Origin of the sequence: Flavobacterium frigoris PS1, from assembly GCF_000252125.1 — a bacterium.
Taxonomy (GTDB): Bacteria; Bacteroidota; Bacteroidia; order Flavobacteriales; family Flavobacteriaceae; genus Flavobacterium; species Flavobacterium frigoris_A.
Genome location: NZ_AHKF01000017.1, coordinates 104,846 through 127,186 on the forward strand (window position 1 = coordinate 104,846; position 22,341 = coordinate 127,186).

A 22,341-nucleotide genomic window follows, 5' to 3' on the forward strand; every position below is an offset into this window, starting at 1 on the left:
TGGGTTTTTTTTGTAACAATTGGACCTATTTTGCTACTAATTATTTACTTTTACACAAATTCAAAATTCAGCATGAGTACCTTACTTGAAGTTAATAAAGTTGTTAAGCAATATGGTGATTACGTGGCGCTTAATGAAGTTTCGTTAACCGTGCCTAAGGGCAGTATTTATGGGCTTTTAGGTCCAAACGGTGCCGGAAAAACATCACTAATCCGAATAATAAACCAAATTACTTTACCCGATAGCGGCGAAATCATCCTTGACGGTGAAAAGTTGCAGCCCAAGCATGTTCAATATATTGGATATCTTCCTGAAGAAAGAGGATTGTACAATAGCATGAAAGTGGGAGAACAATGTTTGTATTTGGCTCAAATGAAAGGCTTGTCTAAAGCGGAAGCTACAAAACAGTTGAATTATTGGTTTGAAAGACTAGAAATTCAAGGCTGGTGGAACAAAAAGGTGCAAGAGTTATCCAAAGGAATGGCCCAAAAAATTCAGTTTGTCGTTTGTGTGCTGCACAAGCCTAAATTACTGATTTTTGACGAACCTTTTTCTGGTTTTGATCCTGTAAATGCCAATATCATAAAAGATGAAATTCTTGCTTTGCGAGAGGATGGAGCTACCATAATTTTTTCTACGCACCGTATGGAAAGTGTTGAAGAATTATGTGATCATATCGCCCTAATCCATAAGTCAAATAAACTGATAGAAGGCAAATTGGATGATGTTAAAAGACAATTTAAAACCAATAGCTTTGAAGTTGGGGTTTTATCAGATAACGTAGAGGGTCTGATGTATGATATTACCCAAAAATTCACTGTTGGCCCAGCTAATTTTAAATCGCTCAGTAACGAATTGAAACTTGAAATTCAAATAGGAAATGCCATGCCAAATGAATTACTTAATGTCCTGACGCAGCGTGGGCAAGTAACTCATTTTATGGAAAAAATACCAAGCGTAAATGATATTTTTATCCAAACTGTAAGCGAAAAGTAAATTATAATTTATAACTCCTATGAGTATTATTTCATTAATCATAAAAAGAGAATTTATTGCCAAAGTGCGTAATAAATCCTTTATTGTTATGACCTTTTTAAGTCCGTTACTCTTTGTTGGAATCGCTGGCTTTGTGGGCTATTTAAGCTCAATGAAAGCGGAAACCAAACGAATAGCCATTCATGATGAATCTGGTTTGTTTGTCAACGAGTTTGTTTCTAAAAACAGTGACAAAAGCAATTATAAATACCTAGACTTATCGCTTATTGATGCGCAGTTCCTCAAGGACAGTATCACAAATGAAAGTTATGAAGGCTTACTATTGATTCCCAATACTACGAATGTAGCTGATTTGGAAAGCAAAATACAATTCATCTCAAATGACAGTCCCAGCATTTCATTTATTGAAAGTGTACAAGGAATTATTGCTAATAAAATTACCGATATTAACCTTGAAGAGGCAAAATTAGATACCGAGGCAATAAAAAATGCACAGTCTAAAGTCAATATTAGCCTTGCAAAAGCTTCTGGGGAGCAAAGTGTGAAAGGTCTCAATGAAATTAAAATTGCCATTGGTGGTGGCTTTGGTTATTTGATCATGATGTTTATTATTATCTATGGAAATATGGTGATGCGTTCTGTGATTGAAGAAAAAACCAACCGAATTATAGAGATAATTATTTCTTCGGTCAAACCATTTCAATTGATGATTGGTAAAATCATAGGGACATCGCTAGCTGGTATCCTACAGTTCTTTATATGGGCAGTAATAGGACTTTCCTTGATGTTTGCTGCTTCGATATTTTTTGGTGTAAACGTTGGACCAACGGCTAAAGTTTCACCGGAAATGATGCAGCAAGCACAGAATGAATTTGCAGGTCCAGCCCAAATGTATATCAAAGAGTTATGGAACTTGCCTATAGCAAGTATCCTTATCGGTTTTGTTGTTTACTTCATAGGAGGTTACTTCTTATACAGTTCATTTTACGCGGCAATTGGTGCCGCAGTAGATAATCAAACTGACTCGCAACAGTTTTTATTGCCTATCATCATGCCGTTGATGCTTAGTGTTTATGTTGGTTTTTTCAGTGTAATGAACGACCCACACGGGACATTAGCAGTCGTTTTTTCGATGATTCCGCTTACATCGCCTATTGTGATGTTGATGCGAATCCCGTTTGGCGTACCTTTGTGGCAAATTGCAATATCAGTCACCTTACTATTTGCTACTTTCTTTTCAGTGGTTTGGTTTGCAGCTAAAATATACCGCGTTGGAATATTGATGTACGGTAAAAAGCCCACATGGAAAGAGTTGTATAAATGGTTAAAATATTAAAATAATTTGGAGCTATTTCCCGCTTTTCGCTACAATCTTTTTTACTTCGCCCAAAAAGCGAATTAAAAAAAGGATTTTCACTGCAATCGGGGCTACAAAATCAGGTTTAAAAAAAACTTGTGAACTTTGCGAATTACTTTGCGAACTTTGCGGTAAAACGATAAAATAATTATGCCGAAAATATTAATCATAGAAGACGAAGCCGCGATCCGAAGAGTACTTTCTAAAATACTTTCTGAAGAAAACGATGCCTATCAGGTAGAAGATGCAGAAGATGGTGTTGCGGGTTTTGAAAAAATAAAAAATAACGACTACGATTTAGTTTTGTGCGATATAAAAATGCCAAAAATGGATGGTGTTGAATTGCTTGAGGCGGTTAAAAAGATAAAACCCGAAATTCCTATCGTCATGATTTCTGGTCATGGAGATATGGAAACGGCTATAAATACGATGCGCATGGGGGCTTTTGATTATATTTCAAAACCACCTGATTTAAACCGTTTGCTAAATACGGTTAGAAATGCGTTGGACAAAAAGCAATTGGTTTCAGAAAATAAGATTTTAAAGAAAAAAGTCAGCAAAAACTATGAGATGATCGGGGAAAGCGATGCGATTAATCACATTAAAGTGATGATCGACAAAGTGGCCCAAACTGAAGCTCGAGTTTTGATTACTGGACCTAATGGAACCGGAAAAGAATTAGTAGCACATCAATTGCATGAAAGAAGCGAACGTGCTAGTTTTCCTTTAATCGAAGTGAATTGTGCTGCAATTCCAAGTGAATTGATAGAAAGCGAACTATTTGGTCATGTTAAAGGAGCTTTTACTTCTGCGGTGAAAGACCGAGCGGGTAAATTTGAAGCTGCAGATAAAGGAACTATTTTTCTTGACGAAATTGGTGATATGAGTCTTTCTGCTCAAGCCAAAGTATTGCGTGCACTGCAGGAAAGTATGATTACCAGAGTAGGAGCAGACAAGGACATAAAAGTGGATGTACGTGTAGTTGCCGCCACCAATAAAGATTTAAAGACAGAGATTGCCGAAGGGCGTTTTCGTGAGGATTTGTACCACCGATTGGCCGTTATATTGATTAAAGTTCCGTCGTTAAATGAAAGACGCGACGATATTCCGCTATTAATTTCGCATTTTGCAGATAAAATTGCTTCAGAGCAAGGGAATGCAAGAAAGAAGTTCTCTAATGATGCCGTCAAATTATTACAAGAATATGACTGGACGGGAAATATTCGTGAATTGCGAAATGTGGTGGAACGTTTGATTATCCTTGGCGGAAGCGAAATTTCCGAGAGTGATGTGAAGTTGTTTGCATCAAAATGATTAAATAATTTAAAGATTAAGTAATTAAAAAATTAAGAGTCTAATCTATTAATTTTTTAATGTTTAAATCTTTCAATCTAAAGTAAATGAAATTAAAAAAATTAAACGAAAAGCTACAAGAAGCACTAATTGAAAATGGCTTAACGGAGGCTAATAAAATGCAAAAGGAAACTTTTTCGACTTTAAAAAGTGGAGCAGATTGTATTATTGTAGCACCAAAGGGAAGCGGAAAAACAACAACTATTGTAATCAACGTGATTCAACAGTTGGTTTGTGAGGGTGAGCAATCTCCGCGTGCTTTGATTATTGTGGAAGACAAAGCCAAGGTTTTGGAGATGGAAGCACTTTTTGAAAAGTACGGTAGATATACGAATATGACTGTGTATGGAGTTCATGATAGAGGGGATATGGAATACGATAAAAATTTCATTTCAGGCGGAATTGACGTTTTGATTGGAACTCCTAATAAGTTAAATGAGATGTTTACTATGGCTGGTTTCAATGTGAACCGACTTAAAATGTTTATTCTTGATGATGCTGATCCAATTTTGAGATTACGACATGAAACTAAAATCATGCGTATTTCTAACAGTATTACTAGAACGCAACGCATCATTTTTTCGGAGCAAATGACAGACCGTATTGATATTCTTGCTGAAAAAATGTTGGTAGAGCCTTTCTTGTTTGAAATTGACGAAGATGAAGAGGATGAGAATGAAGAGGATAAAAAATAACATAAAATAAAATAGAGATGGGATTAATGAAAGTGTTTTCGGGAAGCGAAATTTTAGCATTGGCTTTAAAAGAAAAAATTGAAGCTATAGGTATAGATGTAGTGAAAAAAGATAATATCCAATCGGCAAGATTGGCAGGTTTTGGTAGTTCAGGATCGGCTGTCGAGCTGTTTGTTCAGGAAACGGAGTACGGTAAGGTAAGCCCTGTTATTGAAGAATTCAGACTGAGTATTTAATACTCGTCAGTCACTTTAAATATTGATTCCTTGATGCTTTTTTACATCAAGGTTTTCTTTTTAAAATTGGATTCGAATAACAAAAAAAAACAATACATGAAATATAAAATGTTGGTTTTAGACATGGATGATACCTTGTTGAATGATGACCATGAAATTTCGATTCAGAATAAGGAAATGCTTGCAAAAGCTCAGGAAATGGGTGTTCATATAGTTTTAGCGTCGGGAAGGCCAACTCCTGCCATGACGGCGTATGCCAAAGAGTTAAACCTGCATAATTCCTATATGATTTCTTATAATGGCGCAGTGATTTCTGATTTAAAAGAAGATAAAATCATTTTTGAACAAACTTTGACTCAACAACAAATTCATGAATTATATGATTACAGTGTAAAAAGCAAAACTCATATTATTACGTATGTTGATGGGGAAATTGTGAGTGAAACGGATTCTGAATACATTGAAATCGAAAGAAAAATAACGGGATTGGTACACAACAAAGTATTGGATTTTAAAGCTGCCGTTCAATCGTCTGCTGTAAAATGTATTTTATTGGAAGAACCAGCTTATCTCAAAGGAGTCGAAAAAGACTTAAAATTGGTAATGCCGCATTTGAGTGTAAGTATGTCAAAACCTTTTTTCCTTGAAGTTGCACAAAACGGCATCGACAAAGGGGCAAGCGTCAAATTATTAGCAGAAAAACTGAACATTCTTCAAAGTGAAATTATAGCCGTTGGTAACGCGGGCAATGACTTAACAATGATCGAATATGCTGGACTGGGCGTTTGGGTAGATAATGTGACTCCTGAACTTCGTCATAAAGGGGACGTTATTGTTGCTTCAAACAATAATCATGGAGTTGCTGAGGTAGTAAGACGATTTATATTGAATTAATTCTTTTTTACTTTTTTCAAACTCAGTAGATTCAATGGGTTCATACCCAAACCGGTCACGTTTTTTCTAGTAAAACGGGCCACTTTGTCATAAAACAAAGCAATAACCGGCGCTTCGTTTATGATGATTTTATCCATTTTTTGATACAAAACATAGCGTTTTTGGTCATCAGTTTCTTTGAAAGCCTGTTCGTATAACATATCGAATTCGGCATTTTTAAAGTGGGTATAATTTGGTCCGTTTGGGGAAAAATTCCCACTGTAAAATAGTGACAAGTAATTCTCGGCATCAGGATAGTCGGCAATCCAGCTCGCTCTAAAAAAAGACACTTTACCAGTCGATATCGCTTGTCGCAAAGTCGAGGGCGGACTAATATCAACTTGTACATCCAAGCCTATTTTTTGCCATTCTCGTTGTAAAAACTCTCCAATATCTACATAGGAAGCATTAGTACTTAATTGAATTACTGGGTTTTTATCTCCAGTCGTTTTTTTGTAGTCGTTAACTAATTCTTTTGCTTTTTCGATATCGTAATCATAACCTTCTGCATTGTTGAAACTTGGTAAACCCATTGGAATCATTCCGTTTACGGCTGGTGTCCCCATATTATTCCGCAAATAGGTAACTAGTTTTTGGCGGTCAAAGCCATAGTTCATAGCCTTTCGAATGCGTGAGTCCAAAACAGTTTTGTTATCACCGTCCATTCGGAATCCCAAATATTCAGTGTTGAGGTACGGACCTGTTATCAAGTTTACGTCATTTACGTAATTAGGTTGTAGTTCCCCTTTTTGGGTAAGAATTTCGTCTTTATAGGAAGGGTCTAGTCCGGAAGTAAAATCTAATTTTCCTTGTATGAATTGCAGAAAACCACTTTGCTTGTCCGGCAAGAAAGTAATGGCTACCGCCTCAAGATAGGGAAGGGCGTTTCCTTTTTCATCTTTTTCATAATACAGTGGGTTTTTTCGCAAAACCAGTTTTACGTTTTCTTCCCACAATTTAAATTGAAATGGTCCGGTACCTATTGGATGGGATCGAAAATCACTGCCGTAATGTTCAACAACTTCTTTAGGCACCACAGAGGCATATTTCATAGTCATCAAACCAAGGAAAGCAGGAAATGGTTTGATTAGCTTAATTTCGAAAACGCTATCATTTTTGGCTTTGAAACTTTCGACATTTTGCAACACCCACCCGCCAGGCGAAGCCACTTTTTCATCTAATAAACGACCTAAACTGTATTCAAAATCTTGTGCTTTTACTGTTCGGGTGCTATCCTTACCAAAAAGGATATGTTTCTGAAAAAAGATATCGTTGCGTAAGGTGAATGTATAGGTTTTTGCATCTGGCGCGATAGTCCAAGATTTAGCAATATCAGGCTTTATGTGCAGGCTGTCATCTAATTGGAGTAAACCATTGAAAATGTGGTTGCAAGCCCAAATATTAGACTGTACTTTAGAAAAGGCAGGGTCTAATGATGTGATATTAGAACTTTCATTGTATCTAAAAACGAGGCGGTCTTTGTTTTCTTTGCTCTCTTTTCCGCAAGAAACAAATGTTAATACAATACAAAATACTGATATATAAGGGATTATTGATTTCATTTTAAAGAATATTGTACGTAAATTTGCAAACTCTTTTTACAAAGATGTAAATATAATAAGTTACTACTTAAAACGTAGTTTATCCCTATGGAAAACAGAAAAAAAGTTGCCTTTTATACGCTTGGATGCAAACTGAATTTTTCAGAAACATCAACAATTGCTCGAAATTTTCAAGATGAAGGTTTTGATCGTGTTGATTTTGAAGAAGTCGCTGATATGTACGTTATTAATACTTGTTCAGTGACGGAGAACGCAGATAAACAGTTCAAGCAGGTTGTAAAGAAAGCGATGAAACTCAATGACAAAGCTTTTGTTGCGGCTGTGGGTTGTTATGCGCAATTGAAACCGGAAGAATTAGCGTCTGTTGATGGTGTGGATTTAGTTCTTGGTGCCACAGAAAAATTCAAAATCCTGGATTACATCAATGATTTGAGTAAAAACGATATGGGTGAAGTCCATTCTTGCGAGATATCAGAAGCTGATTTCTATGTAGGGAGTTATTCTATTGGTGACAGAACGCGTGCTTTCCTGAAAGTGCAGGACGGTTGTGATTACAAATGTACTTATTGTACTATTCCACTAGCAAGAGGGATTTCACGTAGTGATGAATTAGAAAATGTGTTGAAAAACGCAAAAGATATTTCAGATCAAAACATCAAGGAGATTGTTTTGACTGGAGTGAATATTGGAGATTACGGAAAAGGAGAGTTTGGAAATAAAAAACACGAACATACATTCTTGGAATTGGTTCAAGAATTAGATAAAGTAGAAGGAATCGAAAGATTGCGCATCTCGTCTATTGAGCCGAATTTATTGAAAAATGAAACAATAGAATTTGTATCGAAAAGTAGGACTTTTGTACCTCATTTTCATATCCCATTACAATCTGGAAGTAATGATATTTTGAAATTAATGAAGCGTCGCTACCAACGCGAAATCTATACAGAACGTGTAAATAAAATTCGGGAAGTGATGCCACATGCATGTATTGGAGTAGATGTTATCGTAGGTTTTCCAGGAGAAACAGACAAACATTTTTTGGAAACCTATCATTTCTTGAATGATATGGACATCTCGTATTTACATGTTTTTACTTATTCAGAGCGTGATAATACAGAAGCAGCCGATATGCCAGGAGTCGTTCCTAGTATCGTAAGGTCGAAACGAAGCAAAATGATGCGTGGATTGTCAGTTAAGAAACGTCGTGCTTTTTATGAAAGCCAGTTGGGAACTAATAGGACAGTACTGTTTGAAAGTGAAAATAAAGAAGGTTATATTCACGGATTTACAGAAAACTACGTAAAAGTAAAAACACCTTGGAATCCTGAATTAGTGAATACTTTACACGAGATCAACCTGACTAAAATTGATGATGATGGAAGTGTAAGAATTGAATTTGTTTCTACTTTAGTTTAAATTAATTTTTAAACATATAAGTCACTTAAGTTTTTAATAGCATTGATGGATTTTTTTTAAACATATAAGTCACATAAGTCTTCTAAACCATTAAGGGATTAAGTTTATTAAGTTTTACGCTTAATTTTCTTAATCCCTTAATGGTTTTATTAGTTAAGATTGGCCTTTTGACTTTAAGACTTTCTACTAATATGACTTATACGTTAAAAAAATTACGGGTTCGTCGACCAAATACTGCTGTTCTTAATGAAAACGCGTCGGTTTAGTTTTAACTGTGCGATAATCAATTCAGCCATATCTTCAGCCTGCATTACTTTATCAGGATTTCCGTCAGTCAGTTTTAAGTCTTTCGCCATTTCGGTAGCAACAGTACTTGGAGTCAATGCTGTCACACGAATGTTGTATTTGCGAACTTCTTGCATTAAAGATTCAGTTAATCCCAAAACGGCAAATTTAGAAGCACTATACGCACTTGTTAAAGCGTTTCCGGCTAATCCTGCAGTTGAAGAAATATTGATAATGTCTCCTGTTTGTCTTTCAATCATATTAGGCAAAACGGCACGAGTCATATAATAAGTTCCCATTAAGTTTACCTGAATGATGCGTTCCCAAGCTGTAGGTTCTAATTCTAAGAATTTACCAAAAGCGGCAATTCCGGCATTATTGATTAAAATATCGATGGTTCCAAATTCAGCTAGGGCTTTTTCAGCAGCAGCGTTTACCGAGCTGATGTCAGCAACATCTGCAGTGATTGCTAGTGCTTTTACTCTCAAAGAGCGCGCTTTTGCTGCTACATTATCGATTTCTTCTTGTGTTCTCGCAACCAAAATCACATTTACGCCTTCTTTGGCTAAGGCCAAAGCGATAGCTTTTCCTATTCCTTTTCCGGCACCCGTGATAAGTGCATTTTTATTTTTTAAGTCCGTCATTTCATTCCATTTTAGATGTTGCAAGCAAAGTTAAACCATTCCCTTTTTTTAAATGGAAGTACAATGTGAAAAAATCCTTAAAGTTATTGCATTTGGGATGTTTTGTTGAGGAGCACTATTAAATCCCAAAGGAAATGGCAGATTATAATAATTGTAATGGATCTGTATTTTTGATAGTGGAAAGCTAATACCACTCCTATAAACAAAGGAGCAATTATTTGGATTAAAGTACCATAGCTATAATGGATAAGCCCAAAAAGAACACTTGATATAACGATTGCCCAATAGGAGTTTTTAAACAGAATTTCTAGTCTGGGAATAAGGTAGCCTCTAAAAAGTAGTTCTTCAGTAACCCCGGCAGTTATTGATGTAAATAGTATTAAAGGCAGGTTGTTATTGAAAAATTTAAGAATCTCATCTATCTTTTTGCTTTCGATGTTTGAACCAGATAATTTAAATAAAAGGGCAATCCCTAACATGACTAATACTAGTATCCCCATAGTTTTAGCGATAGATTGTATATAAAATAGCAGTGAATATTTTTTCTCCTTCCATAAGAGGAAGTTTTGTTTTTCTATAGTTACAGAATACATATAAACTAAAAACAAACAGAGCCAAATAATTAACCTAGAGATATAGAATGTGGTAACATACTTAAAATTAAGTTGCTTTAAAAACGGAAATGATACTGCAGTAGCAATCAGTAGTAATACTAAAAATGAAATTCCACCAATCAGGGTTGACTTCTTAGTTTTCTTTAAATAATCGTTCATTTTTATTTCAAGTCTAAGGTCAGTTTATAAATTTGGGTTTCTAGAACGGCTGTTTCCTTGTCTTCGCAAAGTAAGAACTCAATCTTTTTATTCGAGTTTTTGAAAACAGTTAATCCCTTAAATTTATGGCTGTTGCTAATTTTTTTTGTGAACTCAATTTTCATGGTCTCTAGATTGATACAACCAATATGACTTACTAGAATTTCGCCATCGGCGTAGGTTGATTTTGTATTTTCGGTTGTGGCCAAAAAATAAATTTTTCCGTCGACCAAAACAGCATCTGTAAAAGTGGAGCGAACGCCTTTTATCTTAGGGAGTTTGTAGTCGTTTGACATTAGACTGAATTCATCACTTAGTTTTTTTGCGTGAATACTAAAAAGTACATTCCTACTCGCATCTCCATTGCCTCGATTGAATAAGTACCAGGTTTCGCCGTCGTAAATGGCGCCTTCTAAATTAAAATTTCCCTGATTGATGTTGCCGAAACTTTGCATAACGGCATATAAATCGACTAGATTATTGGTAGTGACTTTCTTTTTTTGTTTTAAGTCAAACTCGACCATGCTGTTCCCTTTGGCGGTAGATCCTGAACCAAATACATATATTGTATCTTGATATTGAGTAAAGGATTCAAAATCTGGTTTTTCTTTTTTAGGAATGTTTTCAGAAGGCTTTTCTATAAGTGGATAGCTCTTTAAATTGCTGCTGTCTATATTGTATTCATATAGGAACCCGCTATTGTCACCAATAAGGAGTAAGCTGTTGTCGTTGTACAGTAGTCCTGAGGCAGAACCTATTCCGATGATTTTAAAAAGTAAATCGAGTGTGAATTTTTTCATGAATGTTATTTTAGAAAAGGATGCCCTAGCCCGGATAGCAGCGAAAATCCTATTAAGCCGCTTTTTTGCGGATTAATAGATTGTAGCGAATAGCCGGAAATAGCTCCTGAAATTTATCAAGAGTAACTCAATTATTTGTTATATTTGAGATTATAAAGATAAAATATTTCTTATGAAGTCTATTGATCCAGATAATTTTAAAGTGACAGGCAAAATTGATTTGTCTAAAATCCCTACGAACTTGTTTAATAAAGCCAGCGATGACGATAAGGAAGATAAATTAGATAAGGTGCAGGAGAAGTTGAGTGCGTTGCAGGATGTGATGTATGCGCACAATCGCTACGGCGTTTTGATTTGCCTGCAAGGAATGGATACTTCTGGAAAGGATAGTTTGATTAGGGAAGTTTTTAAGGAATTCAACCCACGTGGAGTGGAGGTTTATAGTTTTAAAACGCCGAACTCGACTGAGCTGGAACACGATTATTTATGGAGACATTATCTGGCTTTGCCTGAGAAAGGGAAATTTGCTGTTTTTAACAGAACGCATTACGAGAATGTTTTAGTTACTCGTGTGCATCCTGAATATATATTGAACGAAAATTTACCGGGCATTGAGAAAGTAGAAGATATTACCCCTCAGTTTTGGGAAAATAGAATGGAGCAAATCAATAATTTTGAGAAGCATATTACTCAAAATGGAATAATTGTAATGAAGTTTTACTTTCATATAAGTAAGGAGGAGCAACGGCAACGCTTGTTGCGGAGACTGGAAGAAGAGGAGCACCATTGGAAATTCTCTCCAGGGGATTTGAAAGAGCGGGAGCACTGGGATGAATATATGGAATATTATCAGGAAGCTATTAATAAAACAGCTACTGAAAATGCACCTTGGTACATAATCCCTTCTGATGACAAGGATATGGCTCGCTATATTGTAGCTAAAATTATCTGGGAAGAAATGCAGAAACATACGGATATAAAAGAACCGGAATTAGATGATAAAGTAAAAGCTAATTTCCAGATGTATAAAGATATGCTGAAGAAGGAAAAGTGATTTGGCAGTTTATTTTTCATAAATGTCTAAAACAAAAAAAATGCTCTGAAACTCAGAGCATTTTTTTTACTAATTCGAAAATTGGTATTATAGTTCAAACCCGTAAGCCAAACGTACTCCAACTTGTCCAACACCTTTTCCTGTAGATCCATTGTTATTTACTGTTGGAAAATCAGAATAGTGCTCATAACGCAATGAAACGTCAATGTATTTTGTTGCATAACCGACACTCGGCGCTAAGATTAAAGAAGTTTGGTCATAACCGTTAGTCACTGCAAATGCAGCACCAGCTTCTCCCATCACATAAAATTCGTCATTCCAAACGAATGCTTTAAAACCTGCTTTAGCTGGAATAAAACCTAAGTCACTTCCGTCAGCTTCACTTACAAAAAGGTTTGTAAATCCAGTAGTCAAAGTCAATGAGTATCTTTTTGTTAAATCATATTGTAATCTAGCATCTGCACCCAAAGCTAATTTATATGGGTCTTGAGTAGCGTATCCACCACTAACACCAAATCCTAATTTGAAACCTTGATCGTAATTTTTTACTGCTGTGTCTTGTGCTTGTGCATTATTTGCAAACATTATTGATACTGCAAATACAAATAACATTTTAATTTTTCCTGTAACTTTCATAATCGTATTATTTGGGTTTTAAAATATGTCTTTTTGAGATGTTTAATTACACTCTTATCGACAGATACAAATGTATATAGGTGTATGTCCGGAAATGTTATAGAATTATTTGATTTTGTTACATAATATTAGAGCTAGGAAAAAAACAGCACAAAATAGTAGTGTATATTAATTCAATATTGCAGGAACATTAAAAAGGTTCTAATTATATTTGCCATCAAAAACCTGAAATTGAATTTATCTACCTACACAAAAGAGTTCTCGTATAATTTAAGATTAGCCTATCCTATAATTTTAGGAATGTTAGGACATACCGTTGTTGGAATTGTTGATAATATTATGGTGGGTAAATTAGGACCAACGGAATTAGCAGCCGTTTCTCTTGGAAACAGCTTTGTTTTTATCGCGATGTCATTGGGGATTGGGTTTTCAACGGCTATTACACCATTGGCAGCACAAGCAGACGGAAAAAAAAGTATCGAGGAGGGGAGAAGTATATTTCATCATGGATTGTATTTGTGTACCATTTTAGGAGTCGTACTTTTTGGACTGATATTTTTTTCTAAACCATTAATAGGTTTCATGGGACAACCTGACAATGTGGTTGAGTTAGCCAAGCCTTATTTAGATATTGTGGCTTTTTCTTTGATTCCGTTGATAATCTTCCAAGGGTATAAGCAATTTGCGGATGGAATGAGCGAAACTAAATATTCTATGTGGGCAACCATTTTAGGAAATGTAGTAAATGTAGTTTTGAATTATTTATTTATTTATGGTATTTGGATTTTTCCGGAATTGGGTATTGTTGGTGCAGGGATAGGGACTATAGCGTCACGTTTTGTGATGCTAGGATATATGCATTATGTGATGAAAAAAAAGGAGAAGTTTCATCATTTTTTCGAGAAGTTTTCTCTACAAAATATCAAAAAAAAGGTGAATATCGAGATTATTCGGTTAGGGGCGCCTTCTGCTATGCAAATGTTTTTTGAGGTGGGTTTGTTCACTGGGGCAATTTGGCTTTCGGGTGTTTTGGGGATAATGAATCAAGCAGCGAATCAAATTGCATTAAGTTTGGCTAGTTTTACGTTTATGTTCGCCATGGGCTTGAGTGTAGCTGCCTCAATTCGAGTAGGGAATCAAAAGGGTTTGGCTGACTATAAGCAACTTCGTGTTGTGGCCTTTTCTATATTTTTATTGGCAATAATAGTTGAGACTTTTTTCGCTCTGATATTTGTACTGTTCCATACGCAGTTACCAGCGTTGTTTGTTGATATGAATAATGTAAACGATTTAGCCGTTAATACTGAGGTGGTAAGCATTGCTGCCCAACTATTATTAGTAGCAGCAGTTTTTCAAATTTCAGATGGAATTCAGGTAGTTGTCTTGGGAGCTTTAAGAGGATTACAAGACGTAAAAGTACCCATGTACATCACTTTTGTTGCTTATTGGGTAGTTGGATTTCCAATATCAATTTATTTAGGTCTATATACTGAACTGAAAGGGGCAGGGATTTGGATAGGTCTTCTCGCAGGATTATCTATTGCCGCTTTATTTTTGTATCTTCGCTTTGTGAGATTGACAAATAGGTTGCTTGTAGAAAAAACCTCAAAATAAGTTTGTCCTCACGTATTCTTCTAATTTGTTTTTCTGTTCACTTGACAGATATAACATTCTAAAATAAAATACATGATATTACTTATTATTCTTGGCATAATCTTATTGGTTGTGAGCTTTACTTTGAAACAAGATCAGAATCCATTCTCAAAATTCTCCAATTTAGCACGGATTATTGGAATTTTATTAATCGTAGTGGGTATTTTTTCTGCCGCATTTCAACAAATAGATGCAGGGAAAGCCGGTGTTAAATCGTTATACGGAAATGTTGAGCCGGGAGTTTTAGATCCGGGACTTCATATTATCAACCCTCTTTTAGATGTAACTGTTTTTGATATTCAAACTCAAAATTATACTATGTCTTCTGCTCCAACGGAAGGAAATCAGCAAGGTGATGATGCCATCAGAGTGTTGTCAAATGACGGGCTTGAAGTGGTTATTGACTTGACGGTATTATATCGTGTGTCTGCGGTGGATGCTCCAACAATTTTTAAAGAAATTGGAGTGAACTATATTGATAAAATTGTTCGTCCAGTTACAAGAACACGTATTCGTGACAACGCTGTTTTTTATGATGCTGTCGCTTTGTACTCCACCAAAAGGAATGAATTCCAAGATGGTATTTTTAAAAGTATCGAAGCCGATTTTAAATCAAGAGGGCTAGTACTTGAGTCATTGCTGATTAGAAATATCAATCTTCCAACCTCTGTAAAAAAGACAATTGAGAGTAAAATTAATGCTGAACAAGATGCTCAAAAGATGGTTTTTGTTCTACAAAAAGAGAAACAAGAAGCAGAACGTAAAAGAGTGGAAGCACAAGGTATTGCTGATTACCAAAAAATTATCTCTACTGGTTTGACTGACAAACAGCTGCAGTATGAAACAATTAAAGCACAAAAAGAATTAGCTGCATCGCCAAACACAAAGATTATCTTTATGGGAAAAGGGGGAGCTCCAATAATTCTTTCCGATAAATAGATTTTTTAAAACTTTATTCGGTTATTTGTCTAGTCGTTGGGTCGATAAGCCAGTGATACAATAAAAACATTAAATATAAATTACAAATGGAATTACCAAAGTTTTTACTGGGTGACAATACTGATTTTCCTGAAGATATTTTCATCATACATTTAGATTATCCAAGATTTATAATTAATCTTAAAGATGATGAGGTAGAGTTTATGGAAGAAGCTGAAGATCTTGACGAAACAGAATTAAACGCTGAAATGGAAGGTTTAGTCGAACAAGCTAATGCTTTTTACGACAAAGAAATGGAACGTTACGAGAAAGAGTAAATAGTTATTTAAAATACTCTTTCAACAATAATTGAGCGGCTGCAAATGGTGAAATTTCATCATTTTGCACCGCTTTTTTAGTTGAATCTAATAGGCTTTGAATTGTAGGATGGTTGTAAAAACGTAGTTTTATTTGTTCATTGATGGTTTCCATTAACCAATATTCATTTTGCTCTGATCGTTTTGTATAAAAATAATCGTTGGTTTTAGTAAGTTCTAAAAATTTTTCGATGGTTGCCCACACTTCAGGGATTCCATCTTGATTAATAGCGCTGCAGGTTGAGGTTGTGGGTGTCCAGCCAGATTTTTTAGCCGGAAAAAGATGCAGCGCTCTATTAAACTCGCTTTTTGCCAGTTTTGCTTTTCTGATATTATCTCCATCTGCTTTATTGATGACAATCGCATCAGCCATTTCCATAATTCCGCGTTTTATTCCTTGCAGTTCATCTCCGGCTCCGGAGATTTTTAGTAATAGAAAGAAATCTACCATACTATGCACGGCAGTTTCGCTTTGGCCTACGCCAACGGTTTCTATAATAATGGTATCAAAACCACAAGCTTCACATAAGCTGATTGACTCTCTGGTTTTTCTCGCCACACCACCTAATGTCTCTCCTGAAGCTGATGGACGGATATAGGCGTTTTTATCCTTCACTAATTCTTCCATGCGGGTTTTGTCTCCTAGGATACTTCCGTGAGAAATGGTGCTACTGGGATCAACTGCAAGAACGGCCACTTTTTTCCCCATTCCTGTTAAGTATTTTCCAAAAGCTTCTATAAAAGTACTTTTTCCTACTCCGGGAACACCAGTGATTCCTACTCTAACTGATTTATTGGCATGTGGTAAACAGGCTTTTATTACTTCGTTGGCTTTTGCCAAATGATCAGGATTGGTGCTTTCGATCAAAGTTATGGCACGACTTAATGCCGTTATGCTACCCGATAAAATACCGTTAACGAGCTCTTCCGAAGAGGGTTGTATTCTCCTGAATTTCTGAATAGTTTTTACAACCGAAGGGCTGAATATTTCTGGCGCAGGAATACCCGCTTTTTCTTGAAGGGCAGAATATTTTATTTTATCTTTTTCCAAAACTGAAATCATTTTTAGTAAAATTAGTACTTAAACATGAATTATAGTGATTTAATGAAGTTTTTATAACTAAGTAAGCAACAATGTCACCTTAGATAGTTCTGCTTTAAAATTATATAAAGTTCTGCAATATTTTTGTTCTTTTATCCTATGTGCTATTAAATTAGTGGATATATTTGTCGTGCTATGATCAATATTATTCTAATTTTTGTTTATCTTTTTCTTGGACTTGCGTTACAGAGAATTAAATGGTTTCCTACAGATAGCTACAAGTTAATAAACAAGATCGTCATATACATTTGCCTTCCCGCTTTGGCATTGTATTTTATTCCGAAAATTCATTGGAACAACCAACTGTTGTTTCCCATTGGAGTTACTTGGATCGGTTTTATATTCGCTTATTTTTTCTTTGGATTTTTAGGACGGAAATTTAAATGGTCTAAAAAACTCACAGGCTGTTTGATTTTAACTGCTGGGCTAGGAAACACCTCTTTTTTAGGTTTTCCTATAATTCAGGCGTTATATGGTGCTAACGGTATGAAAACGGCCATATTAGTCGATCAGCCAGGTACTTTTGTGGTGTTGTCTACTTTGGGAATTCTTGTAGCAACGCTATACTCTAGTGGAGAGCAAAACGGAGTTCAAATTGTAAAAAAAATCATGTTTTTCCCGCCTTTTATCACTTTTATTTTGGCTTGTGTAATGAATGTGCTTGGTTTCGATTTTCACGAATGGATTCAATTTGTTTTACAAAAAGTAGGAAGTGGTGTTACTCCATTAGCATTGGTTTCTGTAGGTTTGCAACTTCGGTTTGAAAGTAGAAGTCAGCATTGGAAATTTTTAGGACTGGGTCTTTTGTATAAATTGATACTGACTCCAGCCGTAATTTATTTCTTATATGTAGTAGTTTTAAATCAACATTCAAAAATGATTGAGGTTTCTATAATGGAAGCAGCAATGGCGCCCATGATTACGGCTAGCATATTAGCAACTACACATGGATTAAAACCTAGATTAAGCAGTATGATGATAGGATATGGAATTCCACTTTCTTTTATTACACTGGCAGTTTGGTATTTTATACTTCAATTTATATAATTTCTTTGACCCCACTTTTTACCTTAGATTATGCAGACTCTTTCCAGTACAGAAAAAACAATATCCAATCCAGTATTAGCCCAAAAAACGGTATACTCCATTTTATTCTCTATTGCATTTGCTCATTTGTTGAATGATTTGATGCAGTCCGTTATTCCAGCGACTTATCCCATATTAAAAGATAATTTTCAGCTTAATTTTACCCAAATTGGTCTGATTACTTTTGTGTACCAGCTGACAGCTTCTTTACTACAACCATTTATAGGTTTTTATACTGATAAGAAGCCAAAACCCTATTCCTTAGTAATAGGAATGGTTTTTACGATATCTGGCTTGACCTTATTATCGTTTGCCACTGAGTTTTGGATGATTTTGGCAGCAGTGTCTTTAGTCGGTGTAGGTTCATCAATCTTTCATCCAGAAGCCTCTAGGGTTGCCTTTTTAGGTTCTGGTGGAAAAAGAGGATTAGCACAGTCTATTTTCCAGTTGGGGGGAAATACAGGAAGTGCAATAGGTCCGCTTATGGTAGCCGTTATTGTAGCGCCTTATGGACAATTTTATATAATTTGGTTTATTCTTGCAGGTTTCTTAGGGATGTGGGTATTATCTAGAATTGCCGTTTGGTATGAAAATCATTTGTCGTTACGCGCTTCTAAAAAGATAGTAATTGAAGAGGATGTTGTTCCATTGTCTAAAACGAAAATCAGAATTTCAATTGGGATTTTATTATTACTGATATTTTCGAAGTTCTTTTACATGACAAGTATGTCGAGTTATTTTACTTTTTATTTGATGCATAAATTTGGACTTTCTATTCAAGACTCCCAATTTCATTTGTTTGTCTTTCTGGCATCAGTGGCTGCTGGAACTTTAATTGGAGGCCCATTGGGAGATCGTTTTGGAAGAAAGTACATTATTTGGATATCCATTTTAGGGGCAGCGCCTTTTACTTTGCTTTTGCCTTATGCTGATTTGTTTTGGACAGGTGTTTTGTCAGTCATTATTGGAGTTGTTATTGCTTCAGCTTTTTCAGCAATTTTAGTTTTTGCCCAGGAATTAATGCCGGGAAAAGTAGGGATGATTTCGGGATTATTCTTTGGTTTTGCTTTTGGAATGGGTGGCTTAGGCTCCGCTTTCTTGGGTTATTTAGCGGATCAAACCAGTATTGAATATGTGTATCAAATAAGCTCTTACCTTCCTCTTATTGGTATATTTACCTACTTCTTGCCCAATATTAAAAAGAAAGTTGTTCCCAGTTAAATTTGGTTTTATTTATGAATATTCGTGGTTCAGTTCGTGATTTTTTGATTAATTTTAGATGAATTTAAAAAACAAAAAGTCATGGCAACATTGCGACTAGGAGATATAGCTCCAGATTTTGAAGCAGAAACAACATTAGGAAAAATAAAATTTCATGAATGGTTAGGAGATTCATGGGGGGTTTTGTTTTCGCACCCCGCTGATTTTACACCTGTTTGTACTACAGAGTTAGGAACTGTTGCAAATTACTACCCTGAATTTGTTAAACGCGATACAAAAGTGATTGCGCTAAGTGTTGATGGACTGGAATCGCACTTGAAGTGGATAAAAGACATTGAAGAAGTTCAAAATGTTACTTTACAATACCCTATTATAGCTGATGAGAATAAAGAGGTGGCTGATTTGTATGATATGATTCATCCAAATGCAAACGAAACCTTCACTGTCCGTTCTGTTTTTATAATTGGGCCAGATAAAAAGATAAAATTGATACTTACCTATCCAGCATCGACGGGAAGGAATTTTGATGAAATCCTGCGTGTTATTGACAGTTTGCAATTAACGGCAGATTATAAAGTGGCGACTCCGGCAAACTGGAAAGATGGTGATGATGTTGTTATTTCTCCTGCTATAAAGGACGAAGATATTCCAGCGAAATTCCCAAAAGGTTTTCAAAGAATAAAATATTATTTAAGGATGACACCACAGCCTAACAAATAAGAATAAATAAGATCAAACAAAAAGGGAATTCAACACTAGTTGAATTTCCTTTTTTTTATGGATTGTATTTTTAGGAGCAGAAGGATCTCTTTTCAAAACCACTTTTTGTCCTGCTGTTCATTACAATCCTCGCCATTTAGCTTCATTCTTAGCAATAGCTCGGGATTTTCATTTCCATCAGGGCTATCGAGAGCATTTTTGTTTCTATAATACCGTTTCAAGTTTAATAAGGAATTAGTTATATATTTTGTGTAGTATATTACGTTATTAAATAGCAAAAATCTACCTGATTTTGGAAGTATAAGTGCTGTTTTGGAGCGGATTTATACAAGATAGCGCAAACTTCACTTTCGTCCATAAAAAGCATTTTTCATCTACCAGATCTTAATAGATATCGAGATATTGATTTTATTGGATTCGAGAGATGTTTTTTAAAATTTGGTATAATAAAATGCAGAAATTTTGCGACACATAATGCTAATAATTCATTTCAGATTCAGGCTGTTGATAGTGCGTCTAGACTGTTCAATTGGTTTCAGATAGTTTTCTGACTCCTCGCACTGTGTAGGGCAGTTTAAAAATCAATGCTTTAATCACAATCTTGATTTTATTTATTGGTACTGCTGTTTGAGGACTGACCGGTATGGTTCTGTTTTTTTCCTTTACCCCCATGTTAAAGGTTGTTTGTGAAGAGTTTGCTGAGCTCAAACAAATTGTAATGATGATTGGCTGAAAAAATGTAAAAGAGAGCGTTGCAAATGAAAAATTCTTATCCCGATAGCGGTAAAAAATAAAAAACGGTTTTCTAAATAATTAATATTCAAATAGCTAATCTGTGAATGATGTAACTAATTTAATATATCATGTAAGACAATATGGCGTGTTAAGACATAACTTCGTATCACAAATGCAAACGGTCACAATATTATCAAACGCACTAATAATAACCTTAAAAAAAAACTATCATGAGAAATTTACTTTACATCGTAGCGGTAATTTTAATTATTGGTTGGGCAATCGGATTTTTTGCTTTTCAAGTCGGTTGGTTTATACATTTATTGCTTGTTATTGCAATTATCGCAATAGTTGCTCAACTCATTCAAGGTAAATGAATACTATAATTAAATGTCGATTACCTGAAAGGTTCCATTTAAAAGAAAATGCTATCGAATAAATATTTTAACACTTAAAAACAAAATTATTATGGCAGAAATTAAGATTGAAAAGAAAAAACCGGTTTGGCCGTGGTTGTTAGTTGGCCTTGTCATCGTTGCATTGCTTGTATATTTTCTTGTATTTCGTGATAACGGCGAAAATACAGAGGCAGTAACTGAAGCGGATTACATCACTAATACGAACGAATCTGACCTTTTAGGGGTAAAAGAAAATAACGGTACCGTCGCGGCCTACGTGAATTTTGTAGAAAACAATAAAGAAAATATGAGTCTGGATCATGAATATACAAATGAAGCGCTATTAAAACTAATTGAGGCTACTGATGCTATGGCCAATGAGGTTGGGTATGACGTTCAGGGAGATATAGAAAAAGCAAGGGAATATGCAAAAATGATTGAACAAGATTCTTTTGAAACAACACACGCGGATAACATTAGAAAGGCGGATGATATTTTAACTAATATATTGCAAAACATCCAAAAGGCAAAATATCCAGGTTTGGCAGATGAGGTTACAGCATTAAAAAGTGCATTAGAATCAATAAAACCTGGTGTACTTACGCTTGATCAAAAAGATGTAGTTAAGAATTACTTTGCAAAGGCTTCTGGCCTACTTCAAAAAATGAATTAGTTAATCTTTAAAAATTAAAATGATGACAAATACAAATAAAAATCTTTTTAATCTGGATGAATTGTCGGGTTATAAAGTTGCCGAGAATTATAGCGATGTAAGGGGTTGGAATGTAAAAGATGTAAATAACCGTATTATTGGGAAAGTAGATCATTTGCTGGTGAATAAAACTGCAGAACGAGTAGTTTATCTAGATGTTGAGGTAGATACAACCTTGATTGAGGAAGGGCATGAAACGTATCAAAATCGTGTAAGTTCCGGTGTTCATGAGTTTATAAACAAGGAAGGGGAAAATCACCTGATTATTCCTATCGGAATGGTAATTATTGATGCGAAGAACAAACTTGTAAATACTAATCAAATTAATAGTTCGACTTTTGGCAAAGCAAATCGGTTCAAAAAGGGAGATGTTATAGACTTTGAATACGAATTAAAATTACTGCGCCATTACAGGGGAGATAACACGATTCACAGTTCGAATAGTGTTGATGGATTTTATGATCGTGAAGAGTTTAATGATACTTTTCCTGAAAGAGATTTGGAGTAAAATTCTATGTAATTAATCACCTTAGAGTGTTTTGGGAAATGCCTCAGTACTAATTGTGATAAGAGGAAGCAGTGGAATAATAGGCGCAGCATTAATTCATAAAAGAGTTGCCTATTAAATAAAAGTAAATTT

23 protein-coding genes are annotated in these 22,341 nt (G+C 35.2%); 17 read left to right on the top strand and 6 right to left on the bottom strand.

The features are described from left to right. Positions 1–72: 72 nt before the first annotated feature. The 6 genes from HJ01_RS08100 (at position 73) to HJ01_RS08125 (ending at position 5,531) form a co-directional block, all read left to right on the top strand. Positions 73–996 carry an ABC transporter ATP-binding protein gene (locus tag HJ01_RS08100; protein ID WP_007137874.1) on the top strand — a complete coding sequence of 308 codons (924 nt, stop codon included), beginning with the start codon at positions 73–75 and terminating at the stop codon, positions 994–996. A 19-nt stretch (positions 997–1,015) separates the two neighbouring features. Further along, entirely contained in the window at positions 1,016–2,332 is a 1,317-nt protein-coding gene (locus tag HJ01_RS08105) for an ABC transporter permease (protein WP_007137875.1), read from the top strand. 171 nt (positions 2,333–2,503) lie between these two features. After that, on the top strand, positions 2,504–3,667 hold the full coding sequence (locus HJ01_RS08110) for a sigma-54-dependent transcriptional regulator (protein ID WP_007137876.1): 1,164 nt from the start codon (positions 2,504–2,506) through the stop codon (positions 3,665–3,667). 86 nt (positions 3,668–3,753) lie between these two features. Continuing rightward, positions 3,754–4,401 carry a DEAD/DEAH box helicase gene (locus HJ01_RS08115; RefSeq protein WP_007137877.1) on the top strand — a complete coding sequence of 216 codons (648 nt, stop codon included), beginning with the start codon at positions 3,754–3,756 and terminating at the stop codon, positions 4,399–4,401. A gap of 17 nt (positions 4,402–4,418) precedes the next feature. Further along, entirely contained in the window at positions 4,419–4,637 is a 219-nt protein-coding gene (locus HJ01_RS08120; RefSeq protein ID WP_007137878.1) for a DUF2007 domain-containing protein, read from the top strand. A gap of 96 nt (positions 4,638–4,733) precedes the next feature. Further along, positions 4,734–5,531 (top strand): Cof-type HAD-IIB family hydrolase, encoded by a 798-nt coding sequence (locus HJ01_RS08125; RefSeq protein ID WP_040473805.1) that lies wholly within the window; start codon positions 4,734–4,736, stop codon positions 5,529–5,531. Here HJ01_RS08125 and HJ01_RS08130 read toward each other — a convergent pair. Further along, positions 5,528–7,132 (bottom strand): ABC transporter substrate-binding protein, encoded by a 1,605-nt coding sequence (locus tag HJ01_RS08130; protein WP_007137880.1) that lies wholly within the window; start codon positions 7,130–7,132, stop codon positions 5,528–5,530. The two genes, HJ01_RS08125 and HJ01_RS08130, sit on opposite strands and share 4 nt — an antisense overlap. Before the next feature lie 87 nt (positions 7,133–7,219). Here HJ01_RS08130 and mtaB point away from each other — a divergent pair, with 87 nt between their 5' ends. After that, positions 7,220–8,548: a tRNA (N(6)-L-threonylcarbamoyladenosine(37)-C(2))-methylthiotransferase MtaB gene (gene mtaB, locus HJ01_RS08135; RefSeq protein WP_007137881.1), complete on the top strand. Its 1,329-nt coding sequence runs from the start codon at positions 7,220–7,222 to the stop codon at positions 8,546–8,548. A 212-nt stretch (positions 8,549–8,760) separates the two neighbouring features. On the opposite strand, the gene HJ01_RS08140 is transcribed toward mtaB, so the two are convergent. The 3 genes from HJ01_RS08140 to HJ01_RS08150 all read right to left on the bottom strand — a co-directional run bounded on the left by HJ01_RS08140 (position 8,761) and on the right by HJ01_RS08150 (position 11,089). Then, positions 8,761–9,477: a 3-ketoacyl-ACP reductase gene (locus tag HJ01_RS08140; RefSeq protein WP_007137882.1), complete on the bottom strand. Its 717-nt coding sequence runs from the start codon at positions 9,475–9,477 to the stop codon at positions 8,761–8,763. 83 nt (positions 9,478–9,560) lie between these two features. After that, the gene (locus HJ01_RS08145; RefSeq protein WP_007137883.1) at positions 9,561–10,250 is read right to left on the bottom strand and encodes a CPBP family intramembrane glutamic endopeptidase; all 690 of its coding nucleotides are present in this window, start codon (positions 10,248–10,250) and stop codon (positions 9,561–9,563) included. 2 nt (positions 10,251–10,252) lie between these two features. Continuing rightward, complete coding sequence (locus tag HJ01_RS08150) at positions 10,253–11,089, bottom strand: DUF6929 family protein (RefSeq protein WP_007137885.1); 837 nt, start codon at positions 11,087–11,089, stop codon at positions 10,253–10,255. A 172-nt stretch (positions 11,090–11,261) separates the two neighbouring features. On the opposite strand from HJ01_RS08150, the gene HJ01_RS08155 reads away from it, so the two are divergent. After that, positions 11,262–12,143 (top strand): PPK2 family polyphosphate kinase, encoded by an 882-nt coding sequence (locus HJ01_RS08155; protein WP_007137886.1) that lies wholly within the window; start codon positions 11,262–11,264, stop codon positions 12,141–12,143. A gap of 87 nt (positions 12,144–12,230) precedes the next feature. Here HJ01_RS08155 and HJ01_RS08160 read toward each other — a convergent pair whose 3' ends face one another. Beyond that, positions 12,231–12,779 (bottom strand): hypothetical protein, encoded by a 549-nt coding sequence (locus HJ01_RS08160; RefSeq protein WP_007137887.1) that lies wholly within the window; start codon positions 12,777–12,779, stop codon positions 12,231–12,233. A 231-nt stretch (positions 12,780–13,010) separates the two neighbouring features. On the opposite strand from HJ01_RS08160, the gene HJ01_RS08165 reads away from it, so the two are divergent. The 3 genes from HJ01_RS08165 (at position 13,011) to HJ01_RS08175 (ending at position 15,688) form a co-directional block, all read left to right on the top strand. After that, positions 13,011–14,393 (top strand): MATE family efflux transporter, encoded by a 1,383-nt coding sequence (locus HJ01_RS08165; protein ID WP_007137888.1) that lies wholly within the window; start codon positions 13,011–13,013, stop codon positions 14,391–14,393. A 72-nt stretch (positions 14,394–14,465) separates the two neighbouring features. Then, a complete protein-coding gene (locus HJ01_RS08170; protein WP_007137889.1) occupies positions 14,466–15,371 on the top strand; it encodes a prohibitin family protein in 906 nt (301 codons plus the stop codon). An 86-nt stretch (positions 15,372–15,457) separates the two neighbouring features. Next, positions 15,458–15,688: a hypothetical protein gene (locus tag HJ01_RS08175; RefSeq protein ID WP_007137890.1), complete on the top strand. Its 231-nt coding sequence runs from the start codon at positions 15,458–15,460 to the stop codon at positions 15,686–15,688. 4 nt (positions 15,689–15,692) lie between these two features. Here the strand turns inward: HJ01_RS08175 and meaB are convergent, their stop codons facing one another. Continuing rightward, positions 15,693–16,790, bottom strand: a complete 1,098-nt coding sequence (gene meaB, locus HJ01_RS08180; RefSeq protein WP_007137891.1) for a methylmalonyl Co-A mutase-associated GTPase MeaB — start codon at positions 16,788–16,790, stop codon at positions 15,693–15,695. Positions 16,791–16,964: 174 nt separating this feature from the next. Here meaB and HJ01_RS08185 point away from each other — a divergent pair, with 174 nt between their 5' ends. From HJ01_RS08185 to HJ01_RS08205, 6 genes are all read left to right on the top strand, one after another. After that, positions 16,965–17,876 carry an AEC family transporter gene (locus HJ01_RS08185; RefSeq protein ID WP_007137892.1) on the top strand — a complete coding sequence of 304 codons (912 nt, stop codon included), beginning with the start codon at positions 16,965–16,967 and terminating at the stop codon, positions 17,874–17,876. Between the two features lie 30 nt (positions 17,877–17,906). Further along, the gene (locus HJ01_RS08190; RefSeq protein ID WP_007137893.1) at positions 17,907–19,136 is read left to right on the top strand and encodes an MFS transporter; all 1,230 of its coding nucleotides are present in this window, start codon (positions 17,907–17,909) and stop codon (positions 19,134–19,136) included. Positions 19,137–19,217: 81 nt separating this feature from the next. Continuing rightward, entirely contained in the window at positions 19,218–19,856 is a 639-nt protein-coding gene (locus tag HJ01_RS08195) for a peroxiredoxin (protein ID WP_007137894.1), read from the top strand. 965 nt (positions 19,857–20,821) lie between these two features. Then, positions 20,822–20,968 (top strand): lmo0937 family membrane protein, encoded by a 147-nt coding sequence (locus HJ01_RS17555; RefSeq protein WP_007137896.1) that lies wholly within the window; start codon positions 20,822–20,824, stop codon positions 20,966–20,968. A 91-nt stretch (positions 20,969–21,059) separates the two neighbouring features. Next, positions 21,060–21,662 carry a hypothetical protein gene (locus tag HJ01_RS08200; protein ID WP_007137897.1) on the top strand — a complete coding sequence of 201 codons (603 nt, stop codon included), beginning with the start codon at positions 21,060–21,062 and terminating at the stop codon, positions 21,660–21,662. Positions 21,663–21,681: 19 nt separating this feature from the next. Then, a complete protein-coding gene (locus HJ01_RS08205; RefSeq protein ID WP_007137898.1) occupies positions 21,682–22,209 on the top strand; it encodes a PRC-barrel domain-containing protein in 528 nt (175 codons plus the stop codon). Positions 22,210–22,341 lie beyond the last annotated feature (132 nt).